The sequence below is a fragment of the Xanthobacter sp. genome (assembly GCF_041911315.1).
GTDB lineage: Bacteria > Pseudomonadota > Alphaproteobacteria > Rhizobiales > Xanthobacteraceae > Xanthobacter > Xanthobacter aminoxidans.
Window position 1 is genome coordinate 15,372 of sequence record NZ_JAYRPE010000027.1, and the last position, 21,081, is coordinate 36,452.

A 21,081-nucleotide genomic window follows, 5' to 3' on the forward strand; every position below is an offset into this window, starting at 1 on the left:
ATGGCTCATTACGAATTCCAGGGTTCCACGGTTCCCATCGTCCGCTTCACCCAGATCGGCTCCACCAACGCCGAGGGGATGGCACGCCTGCAGCGGGGCGAGACCTTCCCGGTGTGGCTGGTCGCCGACATCCAGACGGCCGGGCGGGGACGCCGTGGCCGTCCGTGGACGTCTGAGCTCGGCAATCTCTTCGCCACCCTCGTGCTGCCCAATCCGGCGCCGGTGGCGAACCTTGCACAGCTCTGCTTCGTCGCCGGCCTTGCGCTGCGGGACGCGGTGATCTCCGCCGCGCCGCAGATCGCGACGGACAACATGAAGCTCAAGTGGCCGAACGACCTCCTGATCGAGGGCGGCAAGGTGGCCGGCATCCTGGTGGAGGGCGGTACCGATCCGCACGGCCGCCCCGCCGCGGTCATCGGCTTCGGCGTCAACTGCCTGCACCATCCCGAGGACCTGCCCTACAAGGCGACCAGCCTCGAGGCGCTGGGCGCGCCCACCGCGCCCGACCGGATGCTGGAAGCGCTCGACCTCGCCATGGCGGTTCGCCTCAACCAGTGGAACGCCGGCGCCGGCTTTCCCGCCATTCGCTCGGACTGGATGCGCCACGCCCTGGGCATGGGCGATCAGGTGAGCGTCAAGATCGGCGAGCGCGAGGTGGTGGGCCGCTTCGAGAATATCGACACCCGCGGCGCCATGATGCTGCGGCGTCGCGACGGCGTGGCCGAGATCATCACCGCGGGCGATGTCTCCCTCGGCAAGCCGGACTGACTTGCCCGCGCACGTGCGTATCGTCGCGCGCGTGTGCTGAAGGCTTGCATTGCGGCGGCGCGCCTCCATCATGCGGCCGCCCGCCTTTTCATGAGCCCCGCGCCGTGGGGCTGTTTGTGTTTGGCGCGCCACGCGCTGTCGGTGCGTCCCGGGGCAGACGCGCTCCGGGGCAGCCGGCATTGCGGGCGCCGCGTTTGGAAGTGACCCTTTGATGGCACCCTCGGAAGAACTGGTCTTCGCGCCTCTCGGCGGCGTGGGCGAGATCGGAATGAACCTCGGCCTCTACGGCTTCGGCCCGAAGAAGGCGCGGGAATGGCTCATTGTCGACCTCGGCATGAGCTTCGCCGGGGATGAGGCGCCCGGCGTCGACCTTGTGCTGCCCGACATCCGCTTCCTGGAATCCGAGCGCAAGAAGATCGCCGGCCTCGTGCTGACCCATGGTCATGAGGACCATATCGGCGCGGTGTTGGACCTCTGGCCGCGCCTCAAGTGCCCCATCTACACCACGCGCTTCACCGCCGGCCTGCTGGAAGCAAAGCGGGCAGGGGAGCCCGGCGCTCCCTCGGAGCTGCCCATCGAGGTGGTGCGCGCGCGCCAGCCGGTGCAGATCGGGCCGTTCAGCGTCGAATTCGTGCCGGTGTCGCACTCCATCCCCGACAGCCATGCCCTGGCCATCCGCACCAAAGCGGGGCTGGTGGTTCATACCGGCGATTGGAAGCTCGACCCGACCCCCCTCGTGGGCGAAGCCACCGACATCGCGCGGCTGAAGGCGCTGGGCGATGAGGGCGTGCGCGCCATCATCTGCGATTCCACCAATGCCATCCGCGACGGCATCTCCCCGTCCGAGGCCGACGTGGGAGCCTCGCTGAAGGCCATCGTCGCCAAGGCGAAGCACCGCATCGCCTTCACCACCTTCTCGTCCAACGTGGCCCGCATCCGCGGCATCGCCGAGGCGGCCTATGCCAATGGCCGCGAGGTGGTGCTGGTGGGCCGGGCGCTGGAGCGCGTCATCGGCGTCGCCCGCGAGCAGGGGCTGCTGGACGGCATTCCCGCCTTCCGCGGCGCGGACGCCTATGGATATCTGCCGCGCGAGCGGGTGGTGGCTATCCTCACCGGCAGCCAGGGCGAGCCGCGCGCCGCGCTGCGCCGCATCGCCGATGACGACCATCCCGAGATCGCCCTGTCGCCCGGCGACCAGGTGGTGTTCTCCTCGCGCACCATTCCCGGCAACGAGAAGGTGGTGAACCACATCGTCAACGCGCTCATCAAGCGCGGGGTGGAGGTCATCACCGATCGCACCGCTCTCGTCCACGTCTCCGGCCATCCCCGCCGCGGCGAGCTGGAGGAGATGTACCGCATGATCCGCCCGCAGGTGGCGATCCCGGTGCATGGCGAGGCGCTGCACCTGCACGAGCACGCTCTGCTCGCCCGCCGTCTCGGCGTGCCGGAGGTGCTGAACTGCTATGACGGCAACGTCATCCGCCTCGCGCCGGGCCCGGCCGAGCGGGTGGACGACGTGCCCTTCGGCCGCCTCTACAAGGACGGCCGCCTGCTGCTGGCCGAAGGTGCGCGCGCCATTCCCGAGCGGCGCAAGCTGAGCTTCGTAGGCGCCATCTCCATCGCCGTCGCCGTGAACAAGCAGGGCGGCCTTGCCGGCGATCCCTCCGTCGAGATCACCGGCGTGCCGGAGCGCGGGGAAGGGGGCGTGGACATGCTCGACCACGTGCTCGACACGGTGGTCGCCACCCTCGACAATCTGCCCAAGGCCCGCCGCCGCGACCCGGAAGCGTTGGCGGAGAGCCTGGAGCGGGCCGTGCGTTCGGCGGTGAACGCGGTGTGGGGCAAGAAGCCGGTCTGCCACGTCCACGTGCTGGAGGTGTGAGTTCTCTCCACCTTCTCTCCTGCGGAGGTCGTGTTTCTCGGCCCGCCCCGTTGCGCTATGGATCGGTGACGAACCGGAGGGAAACATGATCGGACGGCTCAACCACGTGGCGATCGCGGTGCGCGACATCGCGGCCGCCTCGGCGCTCTATCGCGACACGCTCGGCGCGGAGGTCTCCGCCGCCGTGCCCCAGGTGGAGCACGGCGTGACCACGGTATTCGTGACCCTGCCCAACACCAAGATCGAGTTTCTGGAGCCGCTCGGCGCGGATTCGCCCATCGCCAAATTCCTGGAGCGCAATCCGGACGGCGGCATCCACCATCTGTGCTACGAGGTGGACGACATCATCGTCGCCCGCGACCAGCTCAAGGCCAAGGGCGCGCGCGTGCTCGGCTCCGGCGAGCCGAAGATCGGCGCCCACGGCAAGCCGGTGCTGTTCCTTCACCCGAAGGACTTCAACGGCACCTTGGTCGAGCTGGAGCAGGCCTGATCCCCCCCTCGCGGCGCCGGAACCCCGGCGCCGCCAGTCAAGGAAGACGCCGTGTCGGTCGGTGCCGTCGTCGCCATCTATTTCATCGTGTGGTGGACCAGCCTGTTCGCCGTGCTGCCGTGGGGCGTGCGCTCCCAGGCCGAGAGCGCAGACGTCACGCCGGGTACCGATCCCGGCGCGCCGGTGCGGCCGCTGATGCTTTACAAGGTGATCGCCACCAGCCTCATCGCGCTCGTGGTCACCGCCGGCATCGTCTACGTCATGACCAGCGGCATCATCGCGCTGGAAGACATTCCACTGCCCTTCAAGACCGCGGAATAGGCCCACCTACCGGCATCAGTGCAGGGAGGTGCTGCTGATCGCGCCCGCGCCGCGCGGCGCGCCCGGGGTAGGCCCCGGCGCCAGAGGGCCGCTCAGCGCAAGGCGCAGCAGGCGGTCGCCCGTGACCGCGCGGCTGAACAGGTGGCCCTGGCCGAAGTCGCAGCCCCGCGCCTTCAGGAAGTCGTGCTGCCGCGGGTCCTCGATCCCCTCCGCCACCACCGAGAAGCCCAGCGCGCGGGCGATGGAGATGATCGCTGTGGCGATCTCCGCGTCGGCGGCGCGGGGCAGGTCGCGCACGAAGCTGCGGTCGATCTTCAGCTTGGAGATGGGGAAGCGCTTGAGATAGGCGAGCGAGGAATAGCCGGTGCCGAAATCGTCCAGGGCGATGCGCACGCCGGTGTCCTTCAGCTGGCGCAGCTTGCGCTCGGCCGCCGCGCGGGCGTCGAACAGCAGGCTCTCGGTGATCTCCACCTCCAGCTTGTGCGCCGGCAGGCCGGTGCGGCGCAGAACGTCGTCCACGAACTCGCACAGGGCGCCGCGCTGGAACTGGCGCGGCGACAGGTTCACCGCGATGAAGTCGAGGTCGGCGCCCTTGTCGAGCCATTCTGCCATCTGCCGGCAGGCGGCCTCCATCACCCAATTGCCCAGAGGCTCGATGAGACCGGTCTCCTCGGCGAGCGGGATGAAGCGGTTGGGGGTGACGAGGCCGTGGGTCGGGCTCTGCCAGCGCACCAGCGCCTCGGTGCCGGTGATGCGGCCCGTGGCGAGGTTCACCACCGGCTGGAAGTTCAGGATGAACTCGTCGCGGGCGAGGGCGCGCCGCAGATCCGCTTCCATCTCCATGCGCACGCGGGCGCCGCGGGTGAGCGCCTGGGTGTAGAAGGCGTAGCCGCCGCGGCCGTGGGACTTCGCCTCTGCCAGCGCTGAATCCGCGTGCTGGAGCAGGCTCGCCGGCGTCTCGGCATCCTCCGGGAACAGGCTGATGCCGACGCTGGCGCCGAGGTAGATTTCCCCGCCTCCGGGCATGGAGAAGGGGCGCCCCATCTCCTGGATGACGTGGTTGGCGAGGGTGGCGGCATCCTCCGGCCCGGAGATGCCTTCGAGGATGATGACGAACTCGTCGCCGCCATGGCGCCCGAGCGTGGCGCCGGCCTCCAGCTCATCCTGAATGCGCCGGGCGGCCATCTGGAGCACGGCATCGCCGGCCATGTGGCCGAGGCTGTCATTGACGGTCTTGAAGCGGTCGAGGTCCACGAACAGCACCGCGCAGCGCGATCCCGGCCGGCTCAGCGCGAGGTCGAGCAGCGAGGCGAGGAGCGTGCGGTTCGGCAGATCGGTGAGCGGGTCGTAGTGGGCGATGCGGTCCAGCTCGAACTCGGAATGCTTGGCCTGGGTGATGTCCTGGAAGGCGCCGACGAAATTCTGCGCGGCACCGCTGTCGTCATACACCGTGGTGATGTTGAGCTGCTGGAGGAAGATCTCGCCGTTCTTGCGGCGGTTCCAGATCTCGCCCTGCCAGGAGCCGGCGGTGGTCAGCTCGTTCCACAGGCTGCGGTAGAAGTCGCGGTCGTGCCGGCCGGAATGAAGGAGGCGCATGTTCTGGCCGAGGATTTCCTCCTCGCTGTAGCCGGTGATGCGCGAGAAGGCCGGATTGACGGCGGACACCTCGGACTTGAGATTCGTCACCACCAGCCCGTCATAGGAATTGGCGAACACGGCCGCGGCGAGCCGCAGGTGGCGCTCGGTGTGCTTCGATCGGGTGATGTCGGCGAGGAGGCCGACGGCGCGGCTGAGGGCGCCGACGGCGTCGCGGGCGGCGAGGCCGTGCCAGCGGAAGTCGTGATAGCTGCCGTCCGGCCGGCGCAGGCGGATGTCCAGCTCCAGCGTGGGCGCCCCACCGTTCAGGAAGGCCTTCCACGCAGCCGCCACCTTGCGGCGGTCGTCCGGGTGGAGCAATTCGTGCCACGGCCGCTGGATGTCCACGGCCTCGTCGGCGCCGACGCCGAGCATCTCCCGTGCCCGCTGCGAGAGATAGAGGCTGCCGGTGCGGATGTTGAGATCCCACACGCCCTGGTCAGAGCCCTTCACCGCAAGGCCGAAGCGCTCCTCGCTCTCGCGCAGGGCGGCCTCGGCCGCGCGACGGGCGGAGATGTCCTGCGCCACCAGCAGGAGGTGGTCTGCCGCGCCATCGGCGTTGCGCACCAGAGAGAAGGTGAAGGCCAGCCAGACGGCCGAGCCGTCCGGGCGCACGAGGCTTTCCTCCGTCTCGATCTCGGCCGACCGGCCGTCGAGGAGCGGGCCGATCACATCGGCGCCGCCGGAGGCGGGGTCCGGCTCCCGCAAGTGCCACATGCGCTCGCCGATCAGCGCGCTCGCCGGCCGGCCGAGCATGCGGCAGGCCTTGCCGTTGGCCCGCAGGATGGTGCCGTCGAGGTCGAGGTGGAGGATGCCGGTCGCGGCCTGGTCGAAGGCGGCGCGGAAGCGCGCTTCGGCCTCGCCCACCGCGCGGGCGGCCGAAAGCTCGCGCGCCGCCTCGCGCATCCGCGATTTCTGCAGCAGGCCGCGCCCCACCGCCACGGCGAGCAGCAGCAGCACGCAGGCGAGCGCCGCCGAGAAGAAGGCGGAGGTGCGGGCGCCGCCCAGAACCTCGTCGCGGTCCACCTTCAGCACGAGGGAGGACTGGTCGCCGGGGATGGGCGTGCGCACCGCCAGAACGGCGCGGCCGGAGGGATCGGCGCCGGCACCGGTCGCGCCGGGGCTGTCGGTGCCGGCGGCGAAGGGATAGGGGTCGGCCACGAAGGTCCGTGGCAGCGGGGCGGCCTGATCGCGCGAGACCGCCGAGGTGACGCGCACGCCGCCACGCGGGTCCGGCGCCACCAGCAGCGCCTCGGCGCTGCGGGCGGTGCGGAACACGGCCGAGAGCATGGGATGGGCTTCCGGCCGCACCGCCGACTGCAGGAACAGGACGCAGCAGGGATCATGCTCGGCCCCGCGTACCGGCACGTTGACGAGGAAGGCGAAGCCCCCTGTGCGCGTGGTGTCGCGCGGCGGCGGGGCTTCCGCCATCTGGCCAGTGGCCGCGACCTCCCGCACCATCTCCGCCATGTCGGGCCGGCCCGGCTCCGGTCCGGAGGACAAGATGAAAGCGCCGTTGTTGGCCCACAGCTCGGCGCCGGTGAAGCCGAAGGCGCGCGCGCTCTCGCCCAGCAGCAGGCGCAGGCGCTCGCGGCGCTCGGAAGAGGGCTCGGCGTGCCAGCCGGCCACGTCGTCGGCGAGGAAGCGGCTCGATCCCAGCGCCAGTGCGCCCGTCTCCAGCCGCTGGCGCTCCTGGGCGAGGTTGCGCACCTGTACTTCCGCAAGGGTGCCGAGGAGCCGCCGTGTGTCGGAGATCGCCGACTGCACGCTCGCCTGATAGACGAGCACCGTCACCACGAGAAGGATGGCGCCGAGGCCCAGCAGCAGGAGCACGGCGCGCATGGCGCCGATGGAGTTCGGCACAGTGGAGGCCACACCGACCGTGCCGGTCCTGCGCGGCGCGGGAGCCACGTCGGTGGTGGTCCGGGCTGTCGTCGCGGCCGCCGCACGGCGCCGGGCGACGAAGAGCGTCGCCATGAACGCAGCAGTGCCGATCACGGCTGCGGCGACGAGGGCAATGAGGGTGGTCTTGAGCGTCGGCGCACCACCGAAGCCGCCGGTGGCGAGGGAGGGCTGCGCTTCGGCCGCACGGCTCCACAGCGCTGCCACCGCCGTGAGCACGGTCGCTGCGCGGAACCGCCCTTTGGCCGGTTGCGCCCTCATGATGCCTCGTCCTGCTGCCCTCGATCCGGCAGTCAAGCCGCCGCCGCTTCGAGACCTATATCTTGGCCGTTGGTGGGAAAAAGCGAAATCGCGGAATTTCCCTTCGATAAGGTTGTAAAATACCTGCCAAATGCCGGCAAAGCCACTGCCCGGCGGCCAGAGCCTTCCGCCGATACCTTATCGCGAGACTCGATCGTGAGACTTGCTCCTGCCGCGATCATCCACCATTTGTAGGAAGCTGGCCCGCCGACCTTGAATCGGCCGGGTCTGGAGGTCTGCCATGAGTGTCGCTGAAACACCCCCCGTGCGCCCCGCCCGGCGCAGCCCGCCGCCGGTCATCCGCATCACCGACATCGCCGCCGAGCGCCTGCGCGAGATTCTCGCCGATGCCGAGCCGGGCACCGCCGTTCGGGTGGGCATCGAGAACGGCGGTTGCGCCGGCATGTCCTACAAGCTCGATTTCACCACCGACGTGGCGCCGCTCGACTCCGTCGTCGAGGACAAGGGCGTGAAGGTCGTGGTGGATTCCAAGGCGGTGCTCTTCCTCATCGGCACCGAGATGGATTTCAAGACGGACAAGGTCTCGTCCCAGTTCGTCTTCAACAATCCCAATCAGACCTCCTCCTGCGGCTGCGGCGAATCCGTCGCCATCACGCCGGCGGCTGCCGACGCGTCCTGAGCGGCGCTTCGGCGCCGAACGGGGCAGGGCGGTTCAGCCGCCGTTCAGTTTGGCCGCGGCAAGAGTGGCACATCGCGCGGATCCCGGCTCCGGCCGGCGGTCGCGCGCCGCCATAACTGCCCACAGGTGCCATCTTGACCCCTCGTCCCATCGCCGCCCTCCTGTCGAGCCCTGCATTCGGCATCGTCGCCCGTGCCCTGCTCACCTTCATCTTCTGGGGCGCGGGCCTGGACAAGCTGTTCAACTTCGGCGAGGCGCTGGCGCTGTTCGACTTCTTCGGCGTGAAACCGGCCCTGTTCTTCGTGCCGCTCGCCATCGTCGTGCTGCTCGGTGGCTCGGCCATGGTCATCGCCAACCGCATGGCCTGGCTCGGCTTCGGGATGCTGGCGGTGTTCACCGCGCTGACCATTCCCATCGCCCATCCCTTCTGGACCATGCAGGGCGAGCAGCGCCTGTTCGAGTTCCACGTGGTGGTGGAGCACATCAGCCTGATCGGCGGCCTGATGATCGGCGCCATCCTGTGCTGGCGCCTGGAGCGCGAAGCGCGACCCCGCGCCTGACGAGCGCGAAGCGCGACCCCGCGCCTGACGGCACGCGCCCATCGGCACGCGCCGAGCCGCGGTGGAAGCCGGCGCGGCAGGAGGTACACTCCCGCCGCGAAACATGCTCTAAGACACGTCCGCCGGGCCCCGCGCCCGGTCCCGCGGACGTGGCGAAACCGGTAGACGCACGAGACTTAAAATCTTGCGCCGCAAGGCGTGCGGGTTCGAGTCCCGCCGTCCGCACCAGCCGTAGAGTCCCGCACCAGACGTTCCGTTCCCGCATGGCCGGCGCCAGCGCCCTGCGGCGGGATCACTCCCCGGCTTCGGGCGAAGCTGCTATTTGGAGGCATTCGCCTGCTACGGGCGACCCGTGCGCCCATCTGCCCCTCGCCCCGGATCCTCCCTCGTGAACGCCCCGCCTTCCCTTCACCATGCGCATCATGCGCCGCCGGTGTATTTCCTCCAGGGCATGCGCAAGGCCGTGTCGGTGCCCGCGCTGGTGCTGTTCGCGAGCTATCTGGGCTTCGGCGCGGTGCTGCATGGGGTGGGATTTCCCCTCGGGGCCGGTATAGCCTCGACCTTGCTCGTGTGGGCCCTGCCGGCGCAGCTGATCCTCATCGGTGGCCTTGCGGCGGGCACGGCGCTGCCGGCCATTGCGCTCGCCGTCGGGCTCTCCTCCATGCGCCTCCTGCCCATGGTGGTTTCGGTGGCGCCCTACATGCGCGGGCCGCGCCGCAGTCTCTTCTGGGAGCTGGTCTGTGCCCATTTCGTCGCGATGACGGTCTGGCTCGAAGGGCTCCGCATGCTGCCGCACCTGCCCGGTGAGGCGCGCGTGCCCTTCACCCTCGGGCTCGGCCTCTCGCTGATCGGCGTGAGCTGCCTCGGCACGGTGACGGGCTACACCATGGCCGGCGAGGTGCCGGGCTGGATCGCGGCCGGGCTGCTTCTGCTCACGCCCCTGTCTTTCACCGTGCTGATGGTGCGCAACGCCGTCTCCGCCACCGATTGGCTGGCGCTCGCCGCCGGCCTCATCCTGATGCCGCTGACGCTGAACCTTGGGGGCGGGCTCGATCTGATGATCTCCGGCATCGGCGGCGGTACGCTCGCCTTCATCGCCGGCCGCCTGCTGGAGCGGCGCCGATGATCGCCCCGATGAGCGAGGGCACCGCCCTGCTGCTGGTGATTCTCCTCGGCTTCCTGCCGACGGAGGTGTGGCGTACCCTCGCGGTCATTGCCGGTCGCCGCGTGGAGGAGGGCAGCGCCGTCTTCCACTGGGTGCGGGCGGTGGCCACCGCCCTCCTGGCTGCGGTGATCGCGCGGCTCCTGTTCGCGCCGGCCGGCGTCCTCGCCGAGGTTCCGCTGGCGCTGCGCCTCGGGGCCGTGCTCGCAGGGGTGGCGGGCTTCCTCGTGGTGCGCCGCTCCGTGTTCGCCGGGGTGGTGGTGGGCGAGATCGTGCTCATGGGCGGCGCTTATTTTCTCCACGGCTGAAGCGTGGCGACCTCCGCACTGCACCTTGCGGGGCAAGGCTTTGACGCGGGACGAGTGGTATTGCGAGGCGTGCGTCGTCCACAGGGCAGGGGGGCGGGACCACAAATTATCGCCCGTGCCCTTTCCATCGGGGGCGGGGGTTGCTACATACGCCTCGCCGAACACCGGTTCGCCGGCAAACTCTCGGTTCTGACGCGGGGTGGAGCAGCCCGGTAGCTCGTCAGGCTCATAACCTGAAGGTCGCAGGTTCAAATCCTGCCCCCGCAACCAAACCTTGGTTTCAAGGTCGCAAAAGGGTCGCCGCAAGGCGGCCCTTTTGCGTTTTGGCTCCGAGGGCGGGAGCCGGGTAGGCACACGGCTACGCATCAATCCCGAGACGGCTCAGGACACCCCTTGCTCGCGTTCAAGGTCGCATCGTGCTACTTTGAGGCGAATGAATGCCCGATTTCGCTTGGCCTAAGCTGCTGACGAAAGGGGGAAAAGGGATGAAGTGCCCTCCAATACCTCCGCACGAGAAAGATCGTCTCGCGGCGCTCGATAGCTATGTGCTTGCCGGCGAGGGGTCCGTCGCCGACCTCACGCCGTTGGTCGAGATGGCCCTGCGCATCTTCAACGTGCCGATGGCGGCCGTGAACATGATCGGCACCGACAGCGTGTTCTTCGCGGCGAGCGCCGGGTTCGGCGATGATGTTGACAAGCGCCGGGAGGTCTCCTTCTGCGCCCACACCATCCTTCAGGGCGCCACCATGGTCGTGCCGGACGCGACCCACGACGAGCGCTTCCACGACAATCCGCTGGTTTCCGGCGCCACCAACATCCGCTTCTATGCCGGCGCACCCCTGCTCTCGGCGGACGGCCACGCCATCGGCGTGCTCTGCATCCTCGATACGGTGCCCTATGACGGCTTCGGCGCCGAGGATCGTGTCCGCCTGAGCGATCTGGCCCACATGGTGATGGATCGGCTGGAGATCCGCCGCCTCGCCATGGCCGCGTCGGCGGGCCGAACGGCGGTGCCCAAGCGGGTGGTGGGGCCGGAGCACCTCGCGCACCTCGCCCAGATCGACGCCTTGACCGGTCTGCCCAATCGCCGCCAGTTCTACCGGGCGGTCGAGGCGGCGCTTCTCACCGGCCGGGCCTGCGGACTGCTGATGGTGGACGTGGACGGCTTCAAGGACATCAACAACATCCTCGGACCTGCCGCGGGCGATGATGTGTTGAGGGCGATCGGCCAGCTTCTGGTCGCCGAGGCATCGAGCGGCACCGCCGTCGCGCGTATCGGCGGAGACGAGTTCGCCATGCGGGTCTGCGGGCTGACGGCCGAGGCGGCCAAGCCCTTCGCCCGCCAGCTCCTCGCCAAGATATCCGAGCTCGCCCCCATGGGGCATGAAGACATGCGGATCAGTGCAAGCTGCGGCATCGCGCTGTTCCCTCGTGATGCGCAGGAACCGGTGGAGCTGATCGGCGATGCCGACCTCGCGCTCCACGCCGCCAAGGCCCAGGCGACGGCAAACGTCGCGCTCTATTCTCCGGCGCTGCGCACCGATGCGCTGGACCGTCGCCTCTCCAGCATCGATCTGCACCGGGCAGTGGCGAACGGGGAGTTCGTGCTTTTCTATCAGCCGCAGGTGCGCCTGTCGGACGGGGCGCTGGTCGGCGCGGAAGCGCTCATCCGATGGATGCATCCCAGCCGCGGCCTGCTGTCTCCGGCCGCCTTTCTGCCGGCGCTGGAGGGGAGCGCGCTGGCGCCCCAGGTCGGGCGTTGGGTCATCGAGGGGGGGTGCGCCCAGGCGGCCCGCTGGCGACAGCAGGGCGCTGCCGATTTCCGCATGGCCGTCAATCTCTTCGCCTCGCAGTTTCGCACCGGCGATCTGCCCCGCGAGGTGGAGGAGTCGCTGGCGCGGCACAGGTTGCCGCCGGAGGCGCTGGAGCTCGAGATCACCGAGAATATCGTGCTCTCGGACCATTCCACCTCCATCGACGCGTTGACGCGGCTGCGGCAGATGGGTGTCCACATCGCCTTCGACGATTTCGGCACCGGCTATGCGTCGCTCAGCCTGCTGACCCGGTTTCCGGTGAGCTGCATCAAGCTCGATCGCAGCTTCGTTCAGGCCATGCTGCAGGCGCCGCGCGAGGCGGCGGTCATCGCTGCCATTCTCGAGATGGGGCGGGCTCTCGACATGGATGTGATCGCCGAGGGTATCGAGACCGAGGCACAGCGTGCCTACCTCGCTGCGCGCCATTGTCCGGAAGGGCAGGGCTATCTGTTCGGCCGGCCGATGCCTGCGGAGGAGTTCGAGGCGCGCCTTGGCCAGGCGACAGCCTTCGTGCCGCAGGGGGCGGCAGAACGGGACGCGGGCTCGCGAGCCTGCTGAACGGGGCCTATCCCTCAGTGACCGCCGAAGCGCGCAAGCGGTGGCTGCGCACCTTGCTGCGGTTGCCGCAGGCGGCCATGGAGCACCAGCGCCGGGTGCCGTTGCGGGCGGTGTCGTAGAAAACGAGGCTGCACTCGGGATTGGCGCAATGCCGGAGCCGCGCCGGCTCGTGGCGGGCGGCGAAATCGGCAAAATCTGCGGCGATGGCGGGGAGGGGACCCGCGCTTTCGGGCGGGTGTTCCTCCACCACAAGCGCGCCGCCCCGCCACGCAAGGTGCGGCTGGGGTGCGCCCGCCGCCAGCAGGGCGTTGACCAAATCAAGGTCGGCCGGCTTGGGCTTGCTGCCGGTCCTGAGGCATTCGAACAGGCGGGCGAGCGCCTCACGTAATGCGAGGGCCTGCGGCCGCAATGCGGGGGCGGCGTGGGCATCAAGCCCCGCCGCCTTGAGCCAGCGTTGCCAGCCATCCTCGGTGGCCAGGAAATCCCCCAGCGCAGCGGGGGCGGAATTGACGAGATCGATCCACAGGCGACTGCCGAGGAAGGGCATCCCGTCGCGGAAGTCGCTCTCCTGCGGTGTGTTCACACGATCCTCTTCTCTGTCTGCCGCCTGATCCTGCCCGCTGCCGGCGCAGCGTCGGCGGGCGTGTAACCGGAAAGATAGGCGATTACCGGGTGGACACAAGCGCACACCGCCGACGTAACCATTTAAAATGATATTGACAGGTTATTTGTGGCATGTAACCCCATAAGTGGCATTAAGCCAGTTACGTGGAGACATCCCATGCATGCCGTCAACACCGCCACGCGCCCCGGCGCCGGGACCGAGGTCGCCTATCACCGTGCCGCCATCCGGGGGCTCGACATCTTCTACCGGGAAGCCGGCCCGGCCGACGCGCCGGTGGTCGTGCTGCTGCACGGCTTTCCCTCCTCCTCGCACATGTTCCGCAACCTCATTCCCGCGCTCGCCGACCGCTACCGGGTGATCGCGCCCGACTATCCCGGCTTCGGCCAGTCCAGCGCGCCAGCGCCGGAGGCGTTCGCCTACAGCTTCGACACGCTCGCCGACGTGGTTGAGGCGCTGCTCGAAGGCCTCGGCATCCGTCGCTATGCGCTCTACATGCAGGATTACGGCGGTCCGGTGGGCTTCCGGCTCGCGTCCCGGCATCCCGAGCGGGTGACGGGGCTCATCGTGCAGAATGCGGTGGCGAACCTCGAAGGCTTCCACGCCAATGCCGCCGCCGCCTTCGGCCCCTACTGGACCGACCGCAACGCGGAGACGGAAAAGCCGGTCCGCAGCTTCCTGGCCGCCGAGACCACGCGCTTCCAGTACGAGCATGGCTCGTCCACCCGCGCCGACCGCCTCTCGCCCGACACCTGGACCCACGACCAGGCGCTGCTCGACCGCCCCGGCAACGACCGCATCCAGCTGGAACTGCTTTATCGCTACCAGGACAACGTGGGCGCCTATCCCGCCTTCCAAGCCTATCTGAAGGACCGCCAGCCCAACATTCTGGTGGTGTGGGGCGACAACGACCCCTTCTTCACCGCCGAGGGCCGCGACCTGTTCAAGGTACTGGTGCCCGCGACCGAGGTGCATGCCTACGACGCCGGCCATTTTGCGCTGGAAACCCACCTGCCGGAGATTGCCGGCGCCATCCGCGGCTTCCTCGCCCGCGTCGCCTGACATCGTTCCCGACAGCGCCGCGCCGGACCATCCGGCGCGGCCGCCCTCCAATGGAGCCAGCCTCGTGCCCCTGACGCTTTCCCCAACTTCGGTGTCGGGACGGATTTCGCTCGCCGCGATGGCCGTCCTCGTCGCCCTGTCGCTGCCGACCCCCACCTCTGCTGCTTCGCCGCCCCCGGCCGCCGCCACGGCGACGGTGCCGGCCGCCCTCTCGCCCACGGTCCATTACCGCTCGAAGAGCATCGCCGGCGTCGAGATCTTCTATCGCGAGGCGGGGCCGGTGGATGCGCCGGTGCTCCTGTTGCTGCACGGCTTTCCCTCGTCCTCGCACATGTTCCGAAACCTCATCCCGCTGCTTGCCGACCGCTACCATGTGATCGCGCCGGACTATCCGGGCTTCGGCCACAGCGGCGTGCCGGACCGCGCGCAGTTCACCTACGGGTTCGCCGCCTTCGCCGATCTCGTGGACAGCCTCATGGGCACCCTCGGGGCCGAGCGCTATGCGCTCTACGTGATGGATTACGGCGCGCCGGTGGGCTACCGGCTGGCGCTCAAGCACCCCGAACGGGTGACGGCGCTGTTGGTGCAGAACGGCAATGCCTATGAGGACGGTCTGAGCCCCTTCTGGTCGCCGCTCAAGGCCTATTGGGCGGACGGCTCACAGGCCAACCGCGAGGCGCTGCGCGCGGGCCTCACCCCTGAGGCGACCCGCTCGCAATATGTGAACGGGGTCGCCGACGTCTCCCGCATCGATCCCGACACCTGGCTGGTGGATCAGGCCCTGCTCGACCGGCCCGGCGTGGACGAGATCATGCTCGATCTGTTCAAGGATTATGCCAGCAACATCGCCCTCTACCCGCAGTTCCACGCCTTCTTCCGGGAGAAGAAGCCGCCGACGCTGATCGTCTGGGGCGCCAATGACGAGATCTTCCCGGCCGCCGGCGCGCGGGCCTATCTCAGGGATCTGCCGAAGGCGGAGCTTCACCTGCTGAACAGCGGCCACTTCGCCCTGGAAGACAAGGGCGCCGAAATCGCCGTCCTGATGCGCGACTTCCTCGCGCGCTCGCTCCCCGCTACAGCGCCCGGCAAGGCTGCCGCGCGTTGAGTTTAGTATGCCCCGGCCGCTGTCCGCCTTTTCCGCGCGGGCAGCGGCCGGGGCCAGGATCACCACTTGAGGAAACGCGGTCCTGTCAGCCAGCCGAAGCCGGTGACGATGGCGAGGCCCGCCGCGTACCAGATGCCCACATAGACCGGCGCATCATTCACGCAGAAGGACGCATAGGCGAGCGCGCCGATGCCGCCGGCCACGAGGCCGAGCAGCGCCCCGCAATAGTGCAGGTCCGTCGGCGCCGTCTCGCGCAGCACCAGCGTGAGCACCACGAGCGGAATGACCGACAGGAGCGGGATGGCGAGCACGCAGACGAACCAGTCGTTGAACATGGTCGCCATGCCGCTGGTCGCGGGCGTGGCGACGATCTGCATAACCGCGGCGAACCACACCAGCGCCAGCGGAAGGAGGGCGAGGCGGAGCAGCTTGCCGCTCGCCCGGCCGGCCCGCGCCGCCCGGCGCAGCCCGTGCGCGGCGATGGCGACCATCGCGGCGAGGAAGCCGACCTTGAGCACGAAATCGAATGTGCCCATCGCCCGCAACAGGTCCGGCCGCACCCCCAGCGCGAAGATGCAGGCGAGAGCCGCGAGGCAGAGCGAGCCGGCCATGGCGAGCGTCAGCAGCCGGTCCTGCCGGCCCGGGTCCACCGCCTCGACGCGGGTGGCGAGGAAATCGATGAGGTCGTCGGTGTTCATGGGCGTGCCTCCGACAAAAGGGCAGCAAGCTTCTTCATGCCGCGATGGATTCCGATTTTCACCGCCGCATCAGTCATGCCGATGCGGGCTGCGGCCTCGGCGATGCTGAGGCCCTCGATTTTCACGTATTCGATGGGGAGCCGGAAATGCCGGGGCAGCGTATCCAGTGCCCGGTGCAGTTCCCGCGATGTATCCACCGCTTCATATCTGTCCACGTCGGCGAGATCGTCCATCTCGTCGATCTGCACGTTGCGCAGCGCCCGCGCGTTGAGGCGCAGGTGGTCGATGAGCTTGTAGCGGGCGATGCCGTAGGTCCAGGCGAGGACGGGCGAGGAGCCATCATAGGTATGGCGCTTGGTGTGCAGCACCAGAAGGGTGTCCTGCACCAGATCCTCCGCATCGTCCGTCCCGGCACCGCTGCGGCGCAGGCGGTTGCGGAAATAGCTGCGCAGTCGCACGGACACATGCTGCAGAAGCGCCCGGTGCGCCTCGGCATCGCCGGACTGGCTCGCGCGCATCAGCGCTTCCAGGTCGGGTTCTCGGCTCATGAAATTCCCCCTCATGAGCACGAATTCGCGGGGCGGTGCTGAAAGGTTACATGCGGCGCGATCACGAGGATGCGAGGGTGCCGGGACGTGCCGCGGAGACCTTGGTCCCGACAGTGTTTCCGCAGCGTTGCGCGGAGGATTTTCGTGATCTCAAAATCTGTTGAACAGGTCTTTCGAACTGATTGTAACCTGAGAGGTTCGACTTGCGGAATATCCAGCATCAACGCTTCGATACTGGAGAAAATACATGCGTAAGTCGATCCTCTCCCTCGCCGTCCTCGCCTCTGCTTTGGCCCTGGGCACTGCCGCCTTCGCGGACGAGACCGAGACCGCCGTGAACCGCGAGAGCGTGCGCGTCGCCGCCGGCATCACCCACACCGATCCCGCGCCGCTCGGTTATGGTGCGGATACCGGGGTGCACCACGGCTTTGCCGGGGCGCAGAACGCCGAGCACGCCCTTTCCGATGCCGACCGCGCGCTGTTCAAGCTCGGTGATCGCGGCCTCGGCAACAGCTGATCGGGCCTCACAAAAGCCGGCCGCGGTGGTTCTCCATCGCGGCCGGCTTTTCGCGTCTGAAAGGGGCAAGGAAATCAGCGGGCGACCGCGCTCGCCACATAGATGCGCCATCGCCCATCCTCTTCCTCTGCCAGCCGATAGAGTGCGCTGGACGCAAAGGGATCGGGACTCCAGGCGCCATCCTGCGCGGTGACGACGATGGCGCCGCAGCCGAAGGTCCAGCGCAGGGTCGCCACGTCCTCTGCCGTTCCGGTGCCGGCAAAAACCCGGTCGAAGAGCATTGCCGCGTCCACACGCTCCGATGCCGAGAGGGGCGCGAAGGCGAGCGCCATCTCCTGCCCGCCGAAGCAGGAGCGGCGGCGCGACAGGAGCGCCCACGACAGGTTGATGGGCCAGGGCGTCAGCTTCTCCAGCCGCGCCGGATTGCTGGCGATCCGCACCTCCGGCCCGACCGCCCGGCGCACCGCCCGCCACAGCGCCGGATCACCGGCGAAGACGCGGCCGTCCACGCTCGGTTCGCCCGTGATGTTGCGGTGGGCGAGGGCGAGGGTGTCCGGCAGTCCGAGGGCGACAAGAGCGAGGCCGGCGGCGAGAAGGGCGCGGCCCTCCCGAATGCGCAGTGTCCGCATGGCCCAGAGACGCGCCATCGACAGCGCCTCGGATAACGCCGCGCCCGCGAAGGCTGCCAGCACCAGAACGGCGGGCAGCACGGCGCGCCAGCCCAGATCGTTATTCTCCCCCGCCGTGCTTTGCAGGGTGGCGCTCACCGCCAGCGCCGCGACGGCCAGCGCCGCCAGCGGGCGCGCGATCTGCCGGCCCGACCGACCGCCCATGCGCCCGGCGAACACCAGCGCAAGCCCCGCGACGCCGGCGAACAGGATGCCCGGAAATTCCACCGGCAGCAGCACCAGCCAGTAGGCGAGCGGGTCGAGCACCGCGCGTGCCGCATCCGGCCATCCCGGCCCCAACACGGGCAGCGGCGTGAGCTGGACGGGAGTTCCACCGCCCCGCGTTGCCGCCGCATGGATTTGCGCCATCAGCAGTGGCGCGACGAGCGCCAGCGCCACCAGCGCCGCGCCGGCCAGCGTCGCGAGGAACCACAGGCGGCCCTTCGCCGGGCGCGAGAATGCCAGCACCAGCGCCGCCGCCGTCCCAGCCAGCGCGAAGGTGACGCCGCCCACCCACAGGGAGCTGCCAAAGGCCGCCGCTGCGGTGAGCCCGATCAGCCCCGCGAGCACCGCCCCTTGCCCGGCACCGGAGCCCGCGCGCAACCGCGCCATCAGCAGCACCGCGATCACGCAGGCCGTGGCCGAGGCGACATGATGCGGGCTCCAACTCGTCTGGTAGAGGAGCCCGGCGAGGCCCGATGCGGGTTCAAGCGCAAGATCCACCCGGGCGCCGCCAAACAGCGCAGACGTCACCGGCCGCAACGAGCCCGCCGACACGGCAAGCAGCGCGAGGAGCGGGGCGGATGCGCCGGGGCGCAGGCGGAAGGCGAGCCCCGCGACGAGCGCGAGTGCCGCGAAGCCGGTGAACCAGGTGGCGGCCGCATCTGCCGCCCAGCCGTGCGCGCCGGACAGGAGGGCGAGTTCCGCCGCGCCGAAGTGCCAAAGATAATAATAGGCCACCGTCCCCGCCGCGCCGCCCGCCCCGAACACGGGATTGGCGGGCGGGATGATGCCGTTCTGCGCGATCTCGTCGATGAGGATGATCTTGGCGTGGTCGTAGATGGGGGAGGCGAGCGCGATGGCGCCATCCGGCATCATCTTCGGCAGCACGCCCAGCATCGGCACCAGCGCCAGTAGCCCGGCGACCGCGAGCGCGAGGAGCGGAAAGCGACCACCGGCCGGCGCGCGGGGAAGGGCGAGCGCGCACAGGCTTACCAGCGCCGCTGATCCGATGATGACGACCGGCGAGAGGCCGAACAGATGGGCCAAGGCGGCGGCGGCCGGTGTCTGCGTGGCCCATCCGAGCGCAGGCGCCAACGCCAGCGCCGCCGTCCGATCTTGCCCCAGTCCGCGCGCCAGAAGCCAGCCGGGAATTCCCCACAGGACAAGCGCCAGCGGGATGCACAGGAGAAGGCTCGGGAGGGACACCATCAGCGGGCGGCGCCGGCCGTCACAGGCCAGCGAACCAGTTGAAGCCCTGCTTCTCCCAGAAGCCGAGGGGGTAGGTGTTGGTCACCTCGATGGCGCGGATCCATTTGGGATTCTTGAAACCGAGCTTCACCGCCGTGCGCAGCCGCATGGGTGCGCCGAATGGGTCCGTGATGGGCTCGCCCGCATAGTGCGTGGCGAGGATGGTCTGCGGGTGGAGCGCCGAGGCCATGTCGATGCTCTCCATGTAATCGTCATTGCCGTAGAAGGCGATGTACTTCGCCGTGAGGTCGGCGCCGATGCGGGTGAGAAAGTCCCTGAGGTTCGGGCCGGACCACTGGCCGATATAGTCCCAGCCTTCCACGCAGATGTGGCGGATGATCACTTCCTGCTGCGGTAGCGCATTGATGCGATCCAGCGTCCACGGCCGCTTGTCCTTGACGAGGCCGGAGAGTTCCAGCTGCCAGGTGGAGAGGTCCACCGGCTTCACCTCGTCGATCTCGTAATAGGCGTTGAAGCGGGGCGGCTTCACCACGAGGTCGCGGGAATAGGTGGGGGCGAGCCGCTTCGGGTCGAACAGGGCGGCCTGCACGCCGTCGTTGAAGTCGGAGACGGTTCGAAGAACCCCTTGAACCTCTTCGCGATTGGAGATGTCGCAGCCGGCGAGGAGCGACATTGCGCCAAGGCTCAGCGAACCGCGCAGCAATTTGCGGCGGTCGATGCGCTCGAGAAGGGCACGGTTCTCGACCATGAGGCTCTGGTCGGGCCGCGCGATGGAGGCCCGGTTTGGCCGGAAGAAGGAGCGGAGGGACATGGGCTTGCCTCAGGTCAGCGCGAGGGATCGGGCGCGGGCGCGCCATCGGCAGGGAGGGTGTCGGGATCGGCAAGACGCGGGCCGCCGGTGAACATGGCGAGCAGCGTCTTCGGCACCAGCAGTGCGAGGGCCACATGCACCACCATGAACAGCACGATGGCCGCCATGCCGAGGAAGTGGATGAGCCGCGCCGACTGGAAGCCGCCGAACATCGAGGCGAGCCCGGAAAACTGCACTGGCTTCCAGATGGCGAGGCCCGAGGCCACCTGCACCACGATGATGGTGATGACGCCCACATAGAGCAGCTTCTGCACCGCGTTGTAGTGGGTCAGATCCTGGTGCTTCAGCCGAAAGGTCAAGGCGGCGACGGCCTCGGCAATCACCTCGCGCGGGCGGATGGGGAAGAGCAGGCGGGCGAAGCGGCCGGTGGCGATGCCGTAGGTGAGATAGGCGATGCCGTTCAGCACCAGCACCCACATGCCGAAGAAGTGCCATTGCAAGGCGTGCTGCGCCCACACGCCGAGCACGATCGCCTGCGGGAAGTGCAGGAAGCCGAAGATCACCTCGTCATTGTAGATCTTCCAGCCGCTGCCGATCATGACGATCATGGCGATGGCGTTGGTCCAGTGCATGATCCGCAAGGCAAGCGGATGCATGCGTCTTGATGTGTGTTCTTTCATGTGCATCGCTTTCTTTTCGGACTTTGCGTATTTATTTTTGCGTCTTGTAATAAATGTTGACCGAGATTCGTATATGACGATGTATATCGTCAGATAAAAACTCATGGAGTCTTTGCATGAACCCCATTCGTCCTGTTCTGGCGCTCGCCCTCGTTCTCGGTGCGACCGGCATCGGCGCGCCGGCCTTCGCGGGCGGTCCGCCCCACGCCAACACCCAGACCGCGCCGGGTGAGGATGACCTCACCCCCGCCGAGCGGATGGCCGAGCGCTTTCCCCAGAAGGTGCGGGTGGGCGATCTCGTGGGCCTGCCGTTGCTCGATTTCGACGACCGCACGCTGGGGTTCGTCACCGAGGTGGCGCGCACGCCGGAGGGCGGCATCGTGCTCGTGGTGCCGGTGGGCGGCTGGTTCGGCCACGGCGGCCGACCGGTGCCGGTGCCCCTCGAGACGGTGGCGATCCTCGGCCGGCAGATCGCGCTTCTGGACATCCCGCGCGACGACCTGCCGAAGCTCGCGTCCTGGACGCCTGCTGCCGGCCAGAGCGTGCCGGCGGACGACATCATCCGCATCGCCATCACTCGGCGCTGATTGGGAAGGGGC

20 protein-coding genes and 2 tRNA genes are annotated in these 21,081 nt (G+C 68.7%); 15 read left to right on the plus strand and 7 right to left on the minus strand.

Annotation, left to right across the window (positions count from 1 at the left end):
• From ACE3QW_RS10165 to ACE3QW_RS10180, 4 genes are all read left to right on the plus strand, one after another.
• The gene (locus ACE3QW_RS10165; RefSeq protein WP_374251410.1) at positions 1-768 is read left to right on the plus strand and encodes a biotin--[acetyl-CoA-carboxylase] ligase; all 768 of its coding nucleotides are present in this window, start codon (positions 1-3) and stop codon (positions 766-768) included.
• A 211-nt stretch (positions 769-979) separates the two neighbouring features.
• Positions 980-2,650, plus strand: a complete 1,671-nt coding sequence (locus ACE3QW_RS10170; RefSeq protein ID WP_024278580.1) for a ribonuclease J — start codon at positions 980-982, stop codon at positions 2,648-2,650.
• A gap of 85 nt (positions 2,651-2,735) precedes the next feature.
• On the plus strand, positions 2,736-3,140 hold the full coding sequence (mce, locus tag ACE3QW_RS10175) for a methylmalonyl-CoA epimerase (RefSeq protein WP_029558851.1): 405 nt from the start codon (positions 2,736-2,738) through the stop codon (positions 3,138-3,140).
• Positions 3,141-3,191: 51 nt separating this feature from the next.
• A complete protein-coding gene (locus ACE3QW_RS10180; protein WP_374251411.1) occupies positions 3,192-3,461 on the plus strand; it encodes a DUF1467 family protein in 270 nt (89 codons plus the stop codon).
• A 15-nt stretch (positions 3,462-3,476) separates the two neighbouring features.
• Here ACE3QW_RS10180 and ACE3QW_RS10185 read toward each other — a convergent pair whose 3' ends face one another.
• Positions 3,477-7,259, minus strand: a complete 3,783-nt coding sequence (locus ACE3QW_RS10185) for an EAL domain-containing protein (protein ID WP_374251412.1) — start codon at positions 7,257-7,259, stop codon at positions 3,477-3,479.
• 280 nt (positions 7,260-7,539) lie between these two features.
• On the opposite strand from ACE3QW_RS10185, the gene ACE3QW_RS10190 reads away from it, so the two are divergent.
• From ACE3QW_RS10190 to ACE3QW_RS10220, 7 genes are all read left to right on the plus strand, one after another.
• Entirely contained in the window at positions 7,540-7,938 is a 399-nt protein-coding gene (locus ACE3QW_RS10190; protein ID WP_024278584.1) for an iron-sulfur cluster assembly accessory protein, read from the plus strand.
• Positions 7,939-8,072: 134 nt separating this feature from the next.
• Positions 8,073-8,498, plus strand: coding sequence for a DoxX family protein (locus ACE3QW_RS10195; RefSeq protein WP_029558848.1), 426 nt, complete (start codon positions 8,073-8,075; stop codon positions 8,496-8,498).
• A gap of 143 nt (positions 8,499-8,641) precedes the next feature.
• Positions 8,642-8,726, plus strand: a tRNA-Leu gene (locus ACE3QW_RS10200).
• Positions 8,727-8,886: 160 nt separating this feature from the next.
• Entirely contained in the window at positions 8,887-9,624 is a 738-nt protein-coding gene (locus tag ACE3QW_RS10205) for an AzlC family ABC transporter permease (RefSeq protein WP_245272239.1), read from the plus strand.
• Positions 9,621-9,968, plus strand: a complete 348-nt coding sequence (locus ACE3QW_RS10210) for an AzlD domain-containing protein (RefSeq protein ID WP_250165640.1) — start codon at positions 9,621-9,623, stop codon at positions 9,966-9,968. Before ACE3QW_RS10205 ends, ACE3QW_RS10210 begins: the two co-directional genes overlap by 4 nt.
• 193 nt (positions 9,969-10,161) lie before the next feature.
• Positions 10,162-10,238, plus strand: a tRNA-Met gene (locus ACE3QW_RS10215).
• Between the two features lie 215 nt (positions 10,239-10,453).
• The gene (locus ACE3QW_RS10220) at positions 10,454-12,340 is read left to right on the plus strand and encodes a putative bifunctional diguanylate cyclase/phosphodiesterase (RefSeq protein ID WP_374251413.1); all 1,887 of its coding nucleotides are present in this window, start codon (positions 10,454-10,456) and stop codon (positions 12,338-12,340) included.
• Between the two features lie 7 nt (positions 12,341-12,347).
• On the opposite strand, the gene ACE3QW_RS10225 is transcribed toward ACE3QW_RS10220, so the two are convergent.
• Entirely contained in the window at positions 12,348-12,923 is a 576-nt protein-coding gene (locus ACE3QW_RS10225; protein WP_374251414.1) for an ABATE domain-containing protein, read from the minus strand.
• 198 nt (positions 12,924-13,121) lie between these two features.
• On the opposite strand from ACE3QW_RS10225, the gene ACE3QW_RS10230 reads away from it, so the two are divergent.
• Both ACE3QW_RS10230 and ACE3QW_RS10235 read left to right on the plus strand, forming a co-directional pair.
• Positions 13,122-14,024 carry an alpha/beta fold hydrolase gene (locus ACE3QW_RS10230; protein ID WP_374251415.1) on the plus strand — a complete coding sequence of 301 codons (903 nt, stop codon included), beginning with the start codon at positions 13,122-13,124 and terminating at the stop codon, positions 14,022-14,024.
• A gap of 118 nt (positions 14,025-14,142) precedes the next feature.
• On the plus strand, positions 14,143-15,129 hold the full coding sequence (locus tag ACE3QW_RS10235; RefSeq protein WP_374251416.1) for an alpha/beta fold hydrolase: 987 nt from the start codon (positions 14,143-14,145) through the stop codon (positions 15,127-15,129).
• A gap of 59 nt (positions 15,130-15,188) precedes the next feature.
• Here the strand turns inward: ACE3QW_RS10235 and ACE3QW_RS10240 are convergent, their stop codons facing one another.
• Together ACE3QW_RS10240 and ACE3QW_RS10245 are read right to left on the minus strand one after the other, a co-directional pair.
• Positions 15,189-15,827 (minus strand): NrsF family protein, encoded by a 639-nt coding sequence (locus ACE3QW_RS10240; protein ID WP_250165645.1) that lies wholly within the window; start codon positions 15,825-15,827, stop codon positions 15,189-15,191.
• A complete protein-coding gene (locus ACE3QW_RS10245) occupies positions 15,824-16,375 on the minus strand; it encodes a sigma-70 family RNA polymerase sigma factor (protein ID WP_024278687.1) in 552 nt (183 codons plus the stop codon). The genes ACE3QW_RS10240 and ACE3QW_RS10245 overlap by 4 nt, the downstream gene beginning before the upstream one ends.
• 247 nt (positions 16,376-16,622) lie before the next feature.
• On the opposite strand from ACE3QW_RS10245, the gene ACE3QW_RS10250 reads away from it, so the two are divergent.
• Positions 16,623-16,892: a hypothetical protein gene (locus ACE3QW_RS10250; protein ID WP_374251417.1), complete on the plus strand. Its 270-nt coding sequence runs from the start codon at positions 16,623-16,625 to the stop codon at positions 16,890-16,892.
• 74 nt (positions 16,893-16,966) lie between these two features.
• On the opposite strand, the gene ACE3QW_RS10255 is transcribed toward ACE3QW_RS10250, so the two are convergent.
• Genes ACE3QW_RS10255 through ACE3QW_RS10265 form a run of 3 tightly spaced genes read right to left on the minus strand, consistent with a single transcriptional unit; the run spans position 16,967 to position 20,482 of the window.
• Positions 16,967-18,991 (minus strand): hypothetical protein, encoded by a 2,025-nt coding sequence (locus tag ACE3QW_RS10255; protein ID WP_374251418.1) that lies wholly within the window; start codon positions 18,989-18,991, stop codon positions 16,967-16,969.
• Between the two features lie 19 nt (positions 18,992-19,010).
• Positions 19,011-19,802, minus strand: coding sequence for a molybdopterin-dependent oxidoreductase (locus ACE3QW_RS10260; protein WP_374251419.1), 792 nt, complete (start codon positions 19,800-19,802; stop codon positions 19,011-19,013).
• 14 nt (positions 19,803-19,816) lie between these two features.
• Positions 19,817-20,482 carry a cytochrome b/b6 domain-containing protein gene (locus tag ACE3QW_RS10265; RefSeq protein ID WP_374251420.1) on the minus strand — a complete coding sequence of 222 codons (666 nt, stop codon included), beginning with the start codon at positions 20,480-20,482 and terminating at the stop codon, positions 19,817-19,819.
• A gap of 116 nt (positions 20,483-20,598) precedes the next feature.
• Between ACE3QW_RS10265 and ACE3QW_RS10270 the strand changes: the two genes are divergently transcribed.
• The gene (locus ACE3QW_RS10270; RefSeq protein WP_374251421.1) at positions 20,599-21,069 is read left to right on the plus strand and encodes a PRC-barrel domain-containing protein; all 471 of its coding nucleotides are present in this window, start codon (positions 20,599-20,601) and stop codon (positions 21,067-21,069) included.
• The last annotated feature ends 12 nt before the right edge of the window (positions 21,070-21,081 follow it).

Coding starts and splice junctions, on each gene's coding strand:
- ACE3QW_RS10165 (WP_374251410.1), top strand. CDS start 1: ATGGCTCATTACGAATTCCAGGGTTCCACGGTTCCCATCGTCCGCTTC.
- ACE3QW_RS10170 (WP_024278580.1), top strand. CDS start 980: ATGGCACCCTCGGAAGAACTGGTCTTCGCGCCTCTCGGCGGCGTGGGC.
- mce (WP_029558851.1), top strand. CDS start 2,736: ATGATCGGACGGCTCAACCACGTGGCGATCGCGGTGCGCGACATCGCG.
- ACE3QW_RS10185 (WP_374251412.1), bottom strand. CDS start 7,259: ATGAGGGCGCAACCGGCCAAAGGGCGGTTCCGCGCAGCGACCGTGCTC.
- ACE3QW_RS10190 (WP_024278584.1), top strand. CDS start 7,540: ATGAGTGTCGCTGAAACACCCCCCGTGCGCCCCGCCCGGCGCAGCCCG.
- ACE3QW_RS10210 (WP_250165640.1), top strand. CDS start 9,621: ATGATCGCCCCGATGAGCGAGGGCACCGCCCTGCTGCTGGTGATTCTC.
- ACE3QW_RS10220 (WP_374251413.1), top strand. CDS start 10,454: ATGAAGTGCCCTCCAATACCTCCGCACGAGAAAGATCGTCTCGCGGCG.
- ACE3QW_RS10230 (WP_374251415.1), top strand. CDS start 13,122: ATGCATGCCGTCAACACCGCCACGCGCCCCGGCGCCGGGACCGAGGTC.
- ACE3QW_RS10235 (WP_374251416.1), top strand. CDS start 14,143: ATGGCCGTCCTCGTCGCCCTGTCGCTGCCGACCCCCACCTCTGCTGCT.
- ACE3QW_RS10240 (WP_250165645.1), bottom strand. CDS start 15,827: ATGAACACCGACGACCTCATCGATTTCCTCGCCACCCGCGTCGAGGCG.
- ACE3QW_RS10245 (WP_024278687.1), bottom strand. CDS start 16,375: ATGAGCCGAGAACCCGACCTGGAAGCGCTGATGCGCGCGAGCCAGTCC.
- ACE3QW_RS10250 (WP_374251417.1), top strand. CDS start 16,623: ATGCGTAAGTCGATCCTCTCCCTCGCCGTCCTCGCCTCTGCTTTGGCC.
- ACE3QW_RS10255 (WP_374251418.1), bottom strand. CDS start 18,991: ATGGTGTCCCTCCCGAGCCTTCTCCTGTGCATCCCGCTGGCGCTTGTC.
- ACE3QW_RS10260 (WP_374251419.1), bottom strand. CDS start 19,802: ATGTCCCTCCGCTCCTTCTTCCGGCCAAACCGGGCCTCCATCGCGCGG.
- ACE3QW_RS10265 (WP_374251420.1), bottom strand. CDS start 20,482: ATGAAAGAACACACATCAAGACGCATGCATCCGCTTGCCTTGCGGATC.
- ACE3QW_RS10270 (WP_374251421.1), top strand. CDS start 20,599: ATGAACCCCATTCGTCCTGTTCTGGCGCTCGCCCTCGTTCTCGGTGCG.